The following is a 16,845-nucleotide window of genomic DNA, read 5'->3' on the forward strand; positions in this document are numbered from 1 at the left end:
GGTTCGCTTATTTTGAATTAATAACCTTCCAGCTGCTACCGTTTGACATATACATCAGCTGCTGTCCTTTTTTTACCTGAGTAATAGCGCCATTGACATGCACGGATGAACTATAACCCGCACGATGATCGATAAATATTGATTTCCATTTAAGCGTGTCAGGGTGTGGAAAATAGATATCGGGTGCCCACTGACCATCCTCAGATCGAATAGCGACCAAATCGACTTTGTTCAATGCACCAGCGAGTGTCTCGGCGGTTAAATCGTTATTATTAACGATCGAGACGGTAGGGGCATTCAGGGAAGCGACAGCACCAAGATTGCTCACGGTATTAATGCAGGCATCACCATCGCATGCCGCTTTTACCACATAAGGATCGTTGCAGTTGCCATAGGTGAAGGTACTCTGCCCGGCTTTTGTATGGTCATCGCCTGTGGGATTGAGAAAGGTTGAACTTTGCGCGCCCATGACATAACAGGAAGAAAGTTGCCCATCGCCCTGAGAGTATTCTTCGACAAAACCGGAAGAGGCGTAGAGTTTGCCGAATGTTTCGGGAACTTCAATAACGCCAACCGTTGTGGTTGTGCCGTCCATCTGGTCGGTCACGACACCCGTTACCAGATTGCCATTTTTGGAAACATCTAATTTGTACTGATGACCGGTTTTCCACGGAACAATAATCTGGCATTGTACGCCTGAATTCTCGTGATCAAAGAAACTGCATGTCCCGCTCTTCCAGCCGGTTGCCTGCCAGATAGAGTAATTAAAGGCATGAACGCCATTACCCCTGTTTTGTAAACCAATATACCCTCCATCTCCCTGCTTAAAGTGAAACTGATTCGCCCAGTAGTATCGGGATCCGGTTCCGCCATCGTTACTAATCTGCTGGAAGAAAGAAAGTTTATTAAATTCTGCGCTTTCAGGCCATGCATGCCTGAGCGAGACAATCCCTCCGGCGACAACGGCCTGGCTCAGGGGGCTTATCAAAAATAATAAGGGGACTAACAATGTTTTTTAATTCTGTGATTCATCGTGTTCTCCAGAAAAATTGCATGCTCGCGCGTTATTTAAATTCAGATGGCGGATAAAGGACTTTGTCATTCATGGTTATTTCAGCGCTTATGATAGCGGTGAGGAATAACTGTTCTTTAAACGAGAGTTTATTGTTGTCTGCAATTATTAATAGGGAGTGGTAATTATTGCGAGGTACGATAGCGCGTTGCCGTTAAGAGACGCGGCTACGTTAAGGGAAGGGGATAACCCAATAAAACGGCGGAGCGTTCTCCGCCGTGGATAAAAAGATTACCGCGTCAGCAACCGGTCCAGCAATGGCCCCAGTGTCGTCAGCGACTCGGCGGAAAGGATATCCGCGTGCTCGCAATTCAGCGGCCAGATTTCAAGTTCACCGACAAACGGTGCCCAGGTTGCCGGCACGTCCATACCCTCCGGCACGGTTTTCTGCGCCATAAACAGGGTAGCTTTGCCGTCAAAACGTGCCGTTTTGGCGACGGATAACCGGGCAACGGCATCTTTATAGTTGGCAACGATGGTGTTAAACATCGCGGCTTTCTCTGCCAGCAGCTGCGGATCGCTTTCTTCCTCCGTCGAGGCCATAAACTGCGCCTGCTCGCGAGCCACTTCCTGCTGCGCCTCCATTTCATCCGGCGTACGCCACGCCTGGCCTTCCGACGGATAGGTATCCAGCAGGCCGAGGAAGGCGACCTCTTCGCCAGCCTGTTGCAGCCTGGTCGCAATGCCCTGAGCCAGCGATCCGCCCAGAGAATAGCCCAGCAGCCAGTACGGTCCGTGCGGCTGCAACTGACGAAGGGTCGCCAGATGACGATCGCACATGGCGTCCACGCTGTCGCAGGCGGCGATAACGCCCGAAGGACGCGGCGACTGTAAACCGACCACCGGGTAGTCGCCACCGAGATAGTGCAGCAGGCTGCTGTACTGCCAGGCGAAGCCGGAAGCCGGATGCAGGCAGAACAGCGTTGGCCCGGTGCCGCTACGCAGCGGTAACACTTCCGCGTTACCGGCATCGTCAGCGCCATCAGCGCCGTCCAGCAGGGCGGCGAGTTTCTCCACGCTGCGGGCGGTGATGATTTGGCCAATGCTGAGCGAGCGAGAGGCATTACGACGAAGTTCAGCGGCCAGCTGCATCGCCAGCAGCGAGTGGCCGCCTAAGGCAAAGAAATCATCGTCGGCAAACACCCGTTCACGGTTCAACAGGGCGCAGAACAGCCCGGCCAGCAGCTTTTCGCTGTCGCTCTGCGGCACGCGACCCGCAGCCCGGTCCAGCTGCGGTAACGGCAGGGCTTTACGATCGAGCTTGCCGTTGGCGCTGAGCGGCAGGTGTTCAATCAGCATATAGCTCACCGGCTGCATATGCGCGGGGAGGATCGCCGCGAGCTGGGTTTTAACCGTTTCTGTATCCAGCGCAACGTGCGGTTCGGCTACCAGCCACGCCAGCAGCTGCCGATTGTCCGCGCCGCTATGCTGCTGCGTCAGCGCCTTCGCGGCCACGATCGCCGTGGCCACGCCCGGCAGCGTTTGCAGCGCCTGTTCAATTTCACCGGGTTCAATACGCTGACCGCGAATTTTCAGCTGATCGTCGCTACGCCCTAAGTAGTCGACCGCGCCGTCTTCACGCCAGCTGGCAATATCGCCGGTGCGATACATGCGCTCGCCCTCGGCAAACGGTGAGGCGACGAAGCGTTGTGAAGTCAAATCCGCGCGATACAGATAGCCTTCTGCCAGCTGCACGCCGCCGAGATAGAGATCGCCCGGCACGCCCACCGGCACCGGACGCAGCAGGCTGTCCAGTATATGCAGCTGCGTGTTCCAGACCGGACGACCAATCGGCACGCCTGGTCCCGCGCAGCTCTCCAGCGCTTCGCCGCTGGCGGGTTGGTAAGTGACGTCCACGGCCGCTTCGGTCGGCCCATAAAGATTGTGTAACGGTGCCGGGCACAACGCCTGCCAGCTGTAAGCCAGCTCGCAAGAGAGCGCTTCGCCGCTACAAAATACCCGCTTCAGGCTACTGAGCGTGCCATGTTGCCGTTGCAGATGACCCACAAAGGCCGACAGCATGGAAGGCACGAAGTGCAGCGTGGAAACCTGATAATCCGCGATCAGCTGTGCCAGTATCTCAGGATCGCGATGCGCGTCCGGCGGGGCCATCATCAGCTGTGCGCCCGTTATTAACGGCCAGAAGAATTCCCAAACCGAGACGTCAAAGCTGCACGGTGTTTTTTGCAGGATCACATCGTCGGCCTGTAGCGGATATTCATGCTGCATCCAGCGCAGGCGATTGACGATCGCCTGTTGCCCGACCACCACGCCTTTCGGTTTGCCGGTTGAACCGGAGGTATAAAGCACATAAGCGGGGCGGTTTACGTTCGCAGAAGGCAACGCGTGCTGCGGGCGCGATACGGTGTCAAACCGGTCAAAGGTCAGCAACATGCCCAGCGATGAGAAACGTGATGCCAGCGACGATTCGGTAATAATTACCACCGGGCGAGCATCATCCACCATCAGCGCAAGACGCTCATCGGGATAACCGGTATCCAGCGGCAGCCATGCGCCACCCGCCAGCAGAACGGCGGTCAGCGCCACGCTGAGGCGGGCGGAGCGAGGCAGCGCAACGGCCACAATATCGCCCGGGATCACACCGGCTTCGATCAGCCGATCGGCCAGCAGTTCGGCCTGACGCAGCATCTGACGATAGCTGAGCTGGCACTCCACGTCCCGCAATGCCAGCGCGTCCGGCGTCAGCGCCGCCTGGGTGCGAATCGCCTGTTGCAGCGTTTCAGCAGGCAACGCGAGCTGAGTACGGTTGACGTCGGCTATCAGGGCCTGTTCAGCCGCCGTCTGCAGCTGCCATTGCGCCAGCGGTAAATCCGGCTGGCGAACCAGCTGCTCAAGCAGCAGCAGCAGGCGTTCTGCAAAGCGCCGCGGCTGAGTGACAGTGTCACGATACTCCATGATCAACGTCAGGCCATCGTGCGGCAGAACCAGCAGCGTGAGCGGATAATGCGTGTAGCCACGGTTATGAATCGCTTCACAGCGAATGCCCGCCTCGCTTGTAAGCAGCGTCTGGTTATCAGGATAGTTTTCTACTACCAACAGCGTGTCGAATAGCGTCCCGCAACCGGCCAGCTGCTGAATGTCGGCTAATCCCAGGCAATCCTGCTCAATCAGCTGAATTTGCTGTTTCTGGTGATCGAAGAGCTGGTCAGGCAAGCTGCGTTCGGGCTGATAACGTATCCGCACCGGCAGCGTGTTGCTGAACAGGCCGACATGCTGATCCAGACCGTCAATTTGTCCAAAGCGACCCGATACCGGCGAGCCGAATACCACATCGTTCTGACCGCTGGTGATGGCCAGCTGTAAGCCCCAAATGCCCTGCATCAGCGTATTCAGCGTCAGTCCCCGGCTGCGGCACAGCGCCAGCAAACCGCGTTCCAGTCCCGGCTCAAGCTTGAGACGGATTTCATGCACCTTACTGGCTGCCGCTTCCTCAAACAGCAGCGTCGGGCGCACATCCTGCAAACTCGCCTGCCACAGGGTGCGGGCCTGAGCAACCTCTCTGGCGCTCAGCTGCCGGACAATATCGGCATAGCTGTAGCTGTGCGCTTTCAGTGCCTGTTCGCCACGCCACAGCACGGTGAGCAGATCGCTGACGATCACCGGCGTTGACCAGCCGTCAACCACCAGATGATGCGCATTCAGCAACAGCGTTGCCCGTTGACCATGGCGGATCAGCAGGGCGTGCAGCATCACCGGCTGGCGGAACAGATCGCGTTGCAGCGCCTGTTTTTCCCATTCGGTTATGGCGGCAGCTTCTTCTGCTGCCGACATCTCAGGCAGCGTGATCTCCTCCAGCGGCCAGTGACTTTCATTATGCAACAGCGGCAGCAGCTGCATGGGCGGCAGGCAGAGGTCGCTGTCAAAGCGGGCGGCAAGCTGGGGATGATGGCGAACAACCGCATTTAGCGCAGCCTGAACGCTCGCCGTGGGTAACACACCGCTCAGCGTCAGGCTGGTGAGCGTGTTGTAACTGCCTTGCTGCGTCGTGGTTTGCGCATGGAACAGCAGTCCCTGCTGCAAGGGCAACAGCGGCAGCAGCGTGGTGAGCAAGCCATAACGTTTGGTGAGCTGTTGCAGCAGCGCGTCGTCTACCTGTTCAGGAATTTCAGCGGCAACCAGCGTATTTTGAGCCTGTTGCGGATGCTGGCGGGCGAAATGAATTAACGCATCAGCCGCCTCGCTCAGTGACTGATGTAGCGCGTCAATATCGGCTTCGCTGAAGATCTCTGCGGCCCAGCCCCAGTTCAACGCCAGGCGTTGTGCCTGCTCGTCGACAAAAATATTCAGCTCCAGCGCATGCAGCAGCGGCATGGTCTCTTCCTGCATGACGGCGAACGTATCACGGAACTGATTAGCCGTGCGCAACGGTGACCACTCATCGTCACTATGGCTGAAACGGCCAAGGTAATTAAACAGCACTTCCGGCGCATGTTGGCGGGCCATCTTCGCCAGCTGGCTACCCCGGTTCGCATCCAGCCAGCGCAGCTGCCCGTAACCCACGCCACGATCGGGAACCGCACGCAGGACTTGTTTAATGGCCCGCACGCTGTCCGAACCGGGTGGGTTATCAGGGAGCGTGACCGCGACGGGATAAACGGTAGTCAGCCAGCCAAGCGTTCGCGACAGATCGAGCCACTCTTCCAGCTCGGCACGTCCGTGAGATTCCAGCGTAAAGCGGAACTGACTGGCGTTAAAACGCTGGCGTAACGCCAGAGAAAGCAGGGTGAGCAGCAGTTCTTCCGTCGTGGCGCGATACTGCTGCGGCAGCGATCCCAGCAGCGCCTGCGTTTGCGCCACGTTCAGCAGCGTGCGTTTTTGCCTGGCCTGGCGGCGGTTATCCTGTGCGGTTAAGGCTCGCAGGCCTAAACGCGGCACTTCATTTTGCAGCATTTGCTGCCAGAAGCCGAGTTCCGGAATGCGCTGGTCGAGCGTCGCCAGCAGATAAGCAGACCAGTCATGCAGCGAGGTTTCTTCACGTGACGGTGTCACATTATTCATGGCCGCGTCGCGCAACGCCTCCAGCAGCACACGCCAGGAAACCCCGTCTACCACGAGATGATGCACCGTCAGTACCAGCGCAACGCTTTGCTGATGCTGTTGCAATAATGCAGCCTGCATCATGATGCCCGCAGCCGGATCGATCCGCTGCGCATCGGTCAGAAAAGCTTGCTCCGCCGCGCTGTCGCGACTGGCATCGCCAATATCGGTGCTGTAACACCCGTTCACCGCTGTTGCCGTCTCGCCGACAATCAGTTGGCCTGCGCGCGTAAAGCTTCTTAACACCGGATGCGCCTCAGCCAGCAGATGCAGGGCGTTTTCCAGCTGTGCCTGAGTCAGTTGTGGCGGCACCGCCAGATAAACGCTGTGCACAAAGCGGGCATTGATGCCGGCCCACTCGTTAAACCAGTGCAGGATCGGTAGACCGCCGACAGCGCCTTGCTGCGCCACGCGAGGCGCGGCAACGTGCTGCGTTAGCGGCTGCATAATGTTGGCAATGCGGCCAATGCTGCGTTCGGCAAAGATATCGCGGGGGCGCAGCTGATAGCCGGCACGGCGGGCGGCGGTGCTCAGGCCCATGGCGGAAATACTGTCGCCGCCCAGCGCAAAGAAGTCGTCTTCCATAAAAACGTCATTGCAGCCTGACAGCTCGCAGAATGCGCCAGCCAGCAGCAATTCTTTCTCGCTTTGCGCCACGCGACCTGCGCGCGGGGTCAACTGCGGCAGCGGCAACGCTTTACGATCCAGCTTGCCGTTGGCGCTGAGCGGCAGCTTATCGATCAGCAGATAGCTGACCGGCTGCATATGCGCCGGGAGCACCTCGTTCAGCTGGGCTTTAACCGTCCCGGTGTCCAGCGGGAAGCCCGGTTCGGCAATCAGCCAGGCCAGCAGCTGGCGGTTATCGGCCGCGCCGGTTTTCTGCGTCAGCGCCTTTGCGGCAACCACCGCCACGGCTACGCCAGGCAGTGCCTGTAGCGCCTGCTCAATTTCACCCGGTTCAATGCGCTGACCGCGAATTTTTAGCTGATCGTCGCTACGGCCGAGATAGTCGACGCCGCCATCTTCATTCCAGCAGGCGATATCGCCGGTGCGGTACATGCGCTCGCCCTGACCAAACGGCGAAGCGACAAAGCGCTGTGCGGTCAGATCGGCCCGATGCAGATAGCCTTCCGCCAGCTGCACGCCGCCAAGATAGAGATCGCCCGCCACGCCAACCGGCACCGGACGTAAGCGGTGATCAAGAATATAGAGCTGGGTGTTCCAGACCGGGCGGCCAATCGGCACGCCTGAACTCTCGCACTGGGCCAGCGCTTCGCCGCTGGCTGGCTGGAAGGTGACGTCTACGGCCGCCTCGGTCGGGCCATAAAGGTTATGCAGCGGAGCCGCACAGAGCGCCTGCCAGCTGCGCGCCAGTTCACAGGAGAGCGCTTCGCCGCTACAGAAAACGCGCTTAAGGGTGGGACACGCATTCGGTTGCTGAAGATGGCCGACAAACGCTGCCAGCATCGACGGCACAAAGTGCAGCGTGGTGATGCGATACTCGTCAATCAGCTGCCAGAGGAGGTCCGGGTCGCGGTGTGCATCCGGCGGCGCCATCATCAGCTGTGCGCCGGTCATCAACGGCCAAAAAAATTCCCAAACCGAGACGTCAAAACTGCACGGTGTTTTTTGCAGAATAACGTCGCTGGCATCGAGCGGATAGGCATCCTGCATCCAGCGCAGGCGGTTAACGATAGCCTGCTGACCGACCACCACGCCTTTGGGTTTGCCGGTTGAACCCGAGGTATAAAGTACGTAAGCCGGACGATCCACGTTGACGGGCGGCAGCGCGTGGCGCAGCGCCGTGTGTTCATCAGCCAGCCGATCAAAGGCCAGCAGCGTTCCCAGTGGCGTAAAGCGCGTCGCCAGCGCCGATTCAGTGATCACAACCACCGGGCGGGCATCCTCCACCATCAGCGCCAGACGCTCGTCGGGATAGCCGGTATCCAGCGGCAGCCAGGCAGCGCCGGCCAGCAAAATGGCGGTCAGCGTAATGCTTAAACGGACCGAGCGAGGGAGGGCTACGGCAACGATATCGCCCGGGATCACGCCGGCTTCAATCAGCCGATCGGCCAGCAGTTCCGCCTGGCGCAGCATCTGGCGATAGCTCAGCTGGCAGTCGACATCCAGCAGCGCCAGCGCATCCGGCGTCAGGGCCGTTTGCGCGATAATGGCCTGTTGCAACGTCTCTTGCGGCAGCGTGACAGCGGTGTGGTTGGCCTGTTCGATCAGCTGCGCTTCCGCTGGCGTCAGCAGTGACAGCTCACCGCACGTTAGCTGCGGCTGTTGGGCCAGCTGGGTAAACAGCCAGCTGATGCGTTCACCATGGCGTTGCAAACTGCGGGCATCAAATCGCGCCGGATTGGCAACCAGGGTAATTTGCAGCTGGTTATGACGAAAGCCGACTTCGAATTCCAGATCGTCAACCGGCCCCATCGCCAGCGTATGCGTACGGGCCTCAATACCTGCCAGTTCCAGCGGCTGATGATAAACTTTCACGTTAATCACCGGGCCGTACAGCTTGCTGCCGCTGCCGACCAGCCCCAGATCGCGACGCAGATCTTCCGCCTCATAGCGCTGAAAACGGCGTGCCTGCTTCACTTCCCGCTGGAGTTGTTGTACCAGCTCCGGCAGCGTAGTAGCCTCGCTAACATCGAAGATGAGTGGCAGCACATTGACCACCGGCCCGATGGCGCTGAGCGCGGCAGAACCCATACGGCGCATAAACGGGAAGCCCACCGACAGACGATGTCGGCCACTGATACGGGCTAAAAAGAGAATCAGCAGGGCGCTGGCAATATCGCCTTCAGTCACGTCTTTCAGCCCGGCATGCTGTTGCAGAGGAGCCAAAGCGTCACCGGAAAGATTGACCTGCTGTTTAATGGGCGCGGCGCTCGCGGCGGCACCCGCTTCACGCCGTGCGAGCGTCACTGCTTCCGGCAGTTCAGCCGTGTAGTGCTGCCAGTGGGCGGCTGCCCGCTGCTGCTGCGCGGAACCCTGCCACTGCTGATATTCCGTCACCACTTCGGCGAAAGAGGTAAACGGTGAAGCTGTTGGCTCCGCCTTGCGTTGCAAAAAAGTGTAAAGCGCCGCGATACGGCTGGTCAGCGCTTCAAAACTAAAACCATCCACCATCAGATGGTGGTAGCGTTGATACCAGAACCAGCAATCATCGCTGATACGCATCAGCACGTGGCGATAAAGCGGACGATCGCCATCGGCAGGCAGTTCGGCCGCCAGATCTTCCTGCATCAGGCTCAGCGCCGCCTGTTTTGGGTTGGCACGCTGGCTCAGATCATACCACTCTGCTGCGATGACGCTGGCCGTTTCCGGGATCCACTGCATCGGCGTGCCGTCTTCCGCCAGACCAAAACGGGCATGGAGGGTATCCGCTTCTGCCAGAGCCATACGAATCGCCCGATCCATCGAGGCGCGATTCAGATCGCCATGCAGTTCACTGTAGTGGGCGACGGCAAAGATGTTGCGGTGCCCGGCGATCTGGTCAGCCATCCAGATACCCGGCTGTGCGGCCACCAGAGGCAGGGCGAGAGAGGTTTGCGTCTCAGGCAAGATTAAATCGGTCAAGGTAACATTCCTGTCTTTAAGTTTAAAATCAACGAACGGCAGAGGGCATTTCTGATGCTGCTGGCCGCATCTCCTGCCAGTGATTTTCGATGTAACGCGTGGCTTCCGTGCGCTCAAGCGGCCCGGCTATGCTTTTCCAGCCGGGCGGAACGGCAGCAAAAGCAGGCCAGAGACTGTATTGCTCGCGTGCGTTAATCAGCACGAGGAAGGTCAGCGTTTCATCATCAAAAGGATTTTGTTGTTCAGTCATGATCGATACCTGTAGAAGTAAGAAGTGCATCAGAAACCACAGAAGGGGGCAGAAAATCCGCCAGCAGCCAGCGGCAGCCTTCAATCAGGCCATCACGCCAGCAGCGGGCGTCGTGGCCGCCGGAATAGACCCGAAACTGCAAATGGTGTCCGGCAGCACGCAGCTCAGGCGCAATCTGCTGGTTAACAAATTCGATATTGCGTTCGCGGTTGCCCACTTCCTGAAAAATATGCAGCTGCCCGGCCGGTAAATTTCCGGCCTGAAGCTGCTGAAACAACAGCCCAGGCGGGTGCTGTTCTCGCCGGTCAAAAGCATGAATAAATTGCAGGTTGGGCCACCAGAAAGAGCCGGACTGGCTGAGGATGCGGCCAAAGCGAGCGGGGCGGTGCAGACCGGCATACAGCGCGGCCAGCCCGCCATAGCTTTGTCCGGCCACTAAAGTGCGATCGCCATCCTCACTGAAAGCCTGGTGCTGGCGGATTAACGGCATCAGCTCCTGCTCAATGGCCTGCCAGAACTGCGAATTGCAGGGAAGTTCCGCCTCGCGGTGCTGGCCGTTAATCGCATCAATAAATAACCAGCAGGCGGCAGGCAGATGACCCGCTTCGGTTTCCGCAGCCAGCGCGGAAAAAATCGGCTGGCCTTCCACCCAGTTTTGTCCGTCGAGCAAAATGGCCAGCGGGCGCTGGTCAGGCCGGGAGGTATGTCCGCTGGTCCATAACCAGACACGACGCTGATTATTGAGTATTTCGCTCTGCCAGGTCAGTTGCAGCAGCGCATCTGGCGGCGTCGCTTCACCGCGATCCCACCCTTGCCATGCGGCGATCCACGGCGCTTTCGGCATGCGGGCGGCGCTTAACGGATGACGACGGCTGTTAAGAAAGGGCTGCTGATGATTAAGCGGATCGGCAACAGCCAGCGGCATCAGCGAAATCCACCAGGCTCTTTGCTGCAAACGCGCGGTCTCTGCATCGCTGCTGAAAACTGGCGGCAGATGCTCCGCCGTAATGGGGATCAGGCTGTAGCTGCCGCGCCACCGGTCATCGATTACCGTTGACCAGTGCCAAACATTACTGTTGCTTATGCGCTTTAGGCTGGTGGGCGTAGGGCTGTGATGATTTGTTACGCCGTTCACGTGCACATAGACGCGTTCAATAACGGAATTTTGTTCATCGCCCTGCGGATCGCGCCAGAAGAAATGCATGTCAACGCGTCCTTCATCCACATATTCAACCAGCGGCGTGCCTGTTTCATGCAACCGTCGCCACCAGGTGTCTTCACCTAAATCGTTTTCTGACAACAGTTTAGATGCAGTTCCTGCGGGAAAATCTTGCCGTAACGTCATATCCCTTGCCCTCTGAAACATCTGGCGACATTTTCAAACATTATTGCCAGACTCTTTACACTATCAAACGCAATGCAAATGCTATTGATAACGATTTACATTTGCAATATGATTTTGACGTAAATTTTACTTACTGATTTCCGTACAGTTTCTGGGGAAACCGCAACCCCCGGTGGGCGTTAACACGCCTGTGCTGTGCAGGCGTCCGCGGATTTTTAATGACAAGGTAGTTTGAAGAGATGGCATTCATGGCTGGTAAATTAGAAAATTCAGTGACCTCTGCAATGACGATCCCTTTTAAAAAATCCAGATTACATCTGGCGTTAACACCGCTTTTTCTGCTGACGACGTTTTCGGGTACGGCCTTTGCCGAAGAGACCATGACCGTCAGTGCGGATACCCGCGAAAGCGTCACTGCCCCCATGCCGGGACTGGTGGCGAAAGAGAGTGCTTCCGGGACGAAAACCGCCACGCCGCTGCGCAAAACACCGCAGTCCATTTCGGTGGTGACGCGTCAGCAGATGGACGATCAGGCTGCGGCTTCCGTTGCCGATGCGCTGAACTACTCCAGCGGCATCGTCACCAACTATCGCGGTAACTCTAATCGTAACGACGAGATCATCAGCCGCGGTTTTCGCTATGCGCCCAAGGTGCTGGACGGCCTGACTTATGGCCTGTCGGCCCGCAGCGGCGGGGGGGCCGGGCAAATTGACCCGTGGCTGCTGGAGCGCATTGAGATGATCCACGGTCCGGCCTCCGTACTGTACGGGCAGGTCAGCCCCGGCGGACTGGTCAGCATGACCAGCAAGCGGCCCACCGCGCAGAGTATCCATAAAATTCAGCTCAGTACCGGCAACAAACACTACGGCGAAGCGGCGTTCGATTTTGGCGGTAAGCTGAACGATGACAACACGCTGTTTTATCGTCTGAACGGCGTTGGCAGCACCAGACATGAGTTTGTAAGAGGCGAAAAGCAGCAACGCGTGGCGATTGCGCCGGCCATCACCTGGCTACCGAACGCCGACACCAGCTTTACCTTACTGACCAGTTACCAGAACGAACCCAAAGCGGGCTACCGTAACTTTCTGCCAGCCAGCGGCACGCTGCTGAGTACCAGCGCCGGCTATTTGCCGTACGATTTTAACGTCAGCGAACCGAGCTTTAACCAGTCGAAACGTGAGCAGACGTCCGTTGGCTATAGTGTCGAACACACCTTTAACGAGGTGTTCAGCTTCCAGCAGAACCTGCGCTACAGCAATATCGATGAGTCGTACAAATACGTTGTCTTTACCACGGCGAATACCCGTAACAACGACCACACTATCAATCGTCGCCCGCAGCATGACAAAGTGGAAACCGAAGAGTTGGGCCTGGATAACCAGCTGAAGGCGTTATTCAGCACCGGGCAGGTCGAACATACCCTGGTGGGCGGTCTGGATTACAAGTGGAGCGATATCGACAGCAGGCTGTGGCGGGACAATAACACCAGCCGCTATACCCTCGACTGGACAAATCCGACGCGCGTCAGCGTGAACGAAAGCGCCTTCACGCTTACTACCAGCACCCGCACTAAACTGGATCAGGTTGGCGTCTATCTTCAGGATCAGCTGGAATGGAACAACTGGAACCTGCTGCTTTCGGGGCGTAACGACTGGACCGAAGTGCGCACGCAGGATGCCGTAGCGGATACCGATACCCAGCAGAATGACAACAAGATGACAGGGCGCGCTGGACTGCTGTATGCCTTTGATAACGGCCTGTCGCCTTATGTCAGTTACAGCACCTCGTTTGAACCGAACCTGAACACCGGCGCGCCGGGTGCCGATCCGTTTAAACCGACGACCGGCGAGCAATATGAAGCCGGGATCAAATTCCAGCCGGTGGGTTCGGACACGGTGATGACGCTCTCGGCGTTTCATATTAATCAGAAGAACATCAGCTCTTATAACAGCGTTACCGGCTATAACGAGCAGATTGGTAAAGTGCGCTCGAAAGGGGTGGAAACCGAGATCCATTCACAGATCACGCCAGAAATTGCGGTGATTGCGGCTTATACCTATACCGATTCGGTCACTAAAGCCAGCAACATTGCGGGCCAGACCGGCAACACGCCGCCAAATATTCCCCGCCATGCGGCGTCGGGCTGGGGAAGCTACAGTTTCCTGAACGGCGCATTGCAGGGACTGACGTTGGGCAGCGGCGTGCGCTATACCGGCACGGCAGCGGGCGACTACGTTGGCCAGCTTCGCGTACCGCATTACACGCTGTATGACGTCATGGCGAAATACGAGCTGGATCAGGCCATTCCCGCTTTGCGCGGCACAACCGTTCAGCTGAACGTTAACAACCTCGAAGATAAGCATTATGTCGCTTCGTGTAGTAATACCTCTGCCTGCTTCTATGGCAGCGGCAGAACGATTGTGGGTTCGGTGAGTTATAGCTGGTAGGAGAGCGTTGGGCGGGGCGGTGCAATGCCGGCCCGTGTTTTGCAGATGACCCCATGTAATTCCCCGGCACTGATATACAACCTCTCTCGAAAAATTAATTATCGTTCAGCTAAAGATATCTATCAGAGGAAGAAGACGATAGTCTTTATTTTGGTGTTGATCTGGATGTTATTTCGCAAGGAGAAATAACATGAGGGAATGAAATAGCTCTTGCTATTTTTAATAAATGTCGCAATATAAATATCATTTACAAAATTTTGATGCCCTGCTTATCTTTAGAAAGTGATATTGTCGCTGCATGGCTAAAAACAGCCTGTCACGACAGCGCTTTTAAACTATGAAAAAAAACCTTTATTAAATGAGAAAAAAAATGGCAGATAAAGAAATTATAATAGATCTAAACGATTCTCTCAGCAGCAGCAAAACCCGCAATTCTAAACAACGACAATCTGAAAAAGCCGTGCTGCTCCAATTCGATGCAATGGGGAAGACAAAGTCTTTACTGAATTCTTTTGCTAAAAGAAACATTAGTAGTGAGGCTGTACTTGAAAATAATACGCTTTTCCAAGATTTGAGCGTTCCACATAGAAATAATACTATCTTTGTTAATGGGGAGCGTGGAGCAGGCAAGACAACCTTTATGAGGGAGATATTGTATGATTTGTGGGAGGATAGAAGCGACGAAAACAAAATCGTTCCCGTTGCTTTTATTGATCCGACATTGGTAGAAACGCATCAGCATATATTGGTTGATATTATTGCTAAATTTCATGAGCTGGTGTTTGATAAATTAATTTGTTGTCGTGATGAAGTTTTAAATCAACGTGTTAGCCAGGCTTTGGAAGAGATGGATCAGGGATTAAATCTTCTTAATTCAAGTTCTCATAATTCAAAAAATGACACCGGTTGGTTTTTAAACAAAGCACTGCGTAAATCAACAAGTGGACAAAATCTCGAGCGCCATTTTCATAACTTTATCAATATTCTATCTGAAGAATTTAATATAAAACTATTTGTCATTGCCATTGATGATGTGGACACCAAGACCGATAAAGCCTATGAAGTGTTGGAGGTTATTCGATGCTATTTTACCCACCCGCGTTTAGCCGTTATTATTTCCGGGGATTTAAAACTTTATAGTCATTTAGTCAGAATGAAAAAATCAGTTGAGTTATCAACGGGGCATTCTACTTCTTTCGGAAAAAGAAATGGCGAACTGGCCGAAGAGCTTGAGCAACAATATCTTACTAAGGTTTTTCCTGTAGAGCAAAGAGTATCATTAAGGAAATTTTCAGACATCCTTCTAAGCAAAAATATAACGATTTCCCACCAAGGTTTGCTGGATATTTCAGGTGTTAAAAGCAACAACCTTGATCTGAAGAAGTTGTTGCATACTATTTTATCTGAATCATTGCAGCTGGATCAATCCCAACTAAAAGCGCATATCGATTTCTTAATTAATCAGCCTGTGCGGTCGGTATTGCAGTTTTTAAAAACTCAGATTGAAGATGCTGCGTTCCACACTGAATTTAAATGTTTTACTGCAAGTAGCCTGAAAAAGTCGATAGGCAATATTTTTATTGGTTCGCTGCTGGATGAAAATATTCATATTAATAATCTCGAAAATGAAAGGTCGCAAATAAATACGTTGGGTTATGAATTATTTAAACTGTTATACAATCATGATGAGCTTGAAACAGGGTTCTATGCACGGCCGGACAGTACCAGGAATCAGGTCAGCTACAATGCCAGCAAGCTGTACTTCTCATCCGCTATCGCCGAGGTTTTTTCTGAATTAAGCAATGCTAACTCCATCAGCAATGCCATAAAATGCATGCTGGTGGGTGGTGGCGCCGCCAACATTTTTATGACCTATGTCAGCCAAAGGCTAAAGGAAGGGCAAACATTCGAGAACTATCTCAGCTATATTGGTCTTAACCGCAACGACAGAATAATCAGCATTGCATCACATTTTAGCCCGATTATTCTCGATCAATATAATCCTAATTCAAATGATTTGGCGATAATATCTGGGGTATTAAGAACACCACGGAGAAAGAGTTCTGGATTTATATCTTCTGATTTTGATTTAATACCATCAATAAATCAAAAAAGTAACACAAGATTTGCCAGCCTGAGTTCTTTGTACAAAAATTTCACAGAAAACCACAGTTCTTCTTGGGATTTACATGATTATATCGCAACGGAAACTATTTTAATATCATCTCATCATATTACTACCTCAACGGAGGGGCGGGATTATATTTCTGCATATTCTTTGTTAGCTTCGATGGCGGAATTGTCGAGCATTGATAATGAAGAAAGAAATGATAGCCTGGCTGCATTACAGACCTACACATACCCCACCTTTTTTGATGGTAAGACACAAGGCAGTGATGAAGGATTATACGACGATGAGGAGGAAATCAAGAATAGTTCTCTTATTACCTTAGATCATAGAAACGAAGAGAAACTGAAAGACTTGCTAAAAAAATGGATAGATAAACAGCCTAAAACTACTTTCTCTTCTTTGCTAATTGGCAAGATTTGGGCGCGAATACATTACACGCTCAATCTTATTTCTGAAAGTTGTGGAGGTAAAGTTTTTTATCATAAGAATAATGATTCTAAAAAATTAGATGTTACTTTGGGTGTTGTTTTTTCCAGATTTATCTGGACTATAATTAATTCTACTTTAATTGAAGAATGTCGTTATAGAAATAACGTCAATCAAAGTTTTAGAAAAGCCATCAAGAATGCGAAAAATACCAATACATCTCCAGTTGAACTTATTGTTAACATAAATAAATTGTCGGGTATTGATTTTAAAAATAATTTGCCATTTACATGGGGTCTTATAAATTGCCCATTACTGTGGCCTTTCTTAGGTGGTTATCTGGATGGGAATGGTACATTAAAAACTGACCTCTATGATACCGTAATTACCCTCATGGATAACACTGATGACTTTATAGAAGTTGCAGAAAAAAGCGAACCGTCCAGCTTAATAATTTCAGCATTACCCATCATGGGTGCTTTCAAAAAAAACAATCCTACACCCGCCATAAAAAACAGCAAAAATAAATAA

6 protein-coding genes are annotated in these 16,845 nt (G+C 53.9%); 2 read left to right on the forward strand and 4 right to left on the reverse strand.

Annotated elements, in window-relative coordinates; all coding sequences use genetic code 11:
- Positions 1-7: 7 nt before the first annotated feature.
- From AAGQ96_RS10530 to fes, 4 genes are all read right to left on the reverse strand, one after another.
- Positions 8-1,009 carry a hypothetical protein gene (locus AAGQ96_RS10530; RefSeq protein WP_342755482.1) on the reverse strand — a complete coding sequence of 334 codons (1,002 nt, stop codon included), beginning with the start codon at positions 1,007-1,009 and terminating at the stop codon, positions 8-10.
- A gap of 294 nt (positions 1,010-1,303) precedes the next feature.
- Positions 1,304-9,715, reverse strand: coding sequence for an amino acid adenylation domain-containing protein (locus AAGQ96_RS10535; protein WP_342755483.1), 8,412 nt, complete (start codon positions 9,713-9,715; stop codon positions 1,304-1,306).
- 28 nt (positions 9,716-9,743) lie between these two features.
- Positions 9,744-9,968 (reverse strand): MbtH family protein, encoded by a 225-nt coding sequence (locus AAGQ96_RS10540; protein WP_174822386.1) that lies wholly within the window; start codon positions 9,966-9,968, stop codon positions 9,744-9,746.
- Positions 9,958-11,310: an enterochelin esterase gene (gene fes / locus AAGQ96_RS10545; protein WP_147197847.1), complete on the reverse strand. Its 1,353-nt coding sequence runs from the start codon at positions 11,308-11,310 to the stop codon at positions 9,958-9,960. Before fes ends, AAGQ96_RS10540 begins: the two co-directional genes overlap by 11 nt.
- A gap of 248 nt (positions 11,311-11,558) precedes the next feature.
- On the opposite strand from fes, the gene AAGQ96_RS10550 reads away from it, so the two are divergent.
- Together AAGQ96_RS10550 and AAGQ96_RS10555 are read left to right on the forward strand one after the other, a co-directional pair.
- Positions 11,559-13,757 (forward strand): TonB-dependent siderophore receptor, encoded by a 2,199-nt coding sequence (locus AAGQ96_RS10550; protein WP_147197849.1) that lies wholly within the window; start codon positions 11,559-11,561, stop codon positions 13,755-13,757.
- A 370-nt stretch (positions 13,758-14,127) separates the two neighbouring features.
- Positions 14,128-16,845 (forward strand): hypothetical protein, encoded by a 2,718-nt coding sequence (locus AAGQ96_RS10555; protein ID WP_342755484.1) that lies wholly within the window; start codon positions 14,128-14,130, stop codon positions 16,843-16,845.

It is taken from the genome of Pantoea sp. MBD-2R (assembly GCF_039134845.1).
GTDB lineage: Bacteria > Pseudomonadota > Gammaproteobacteria > Enterobacterales > Enterobacteriaceae > Erwinia.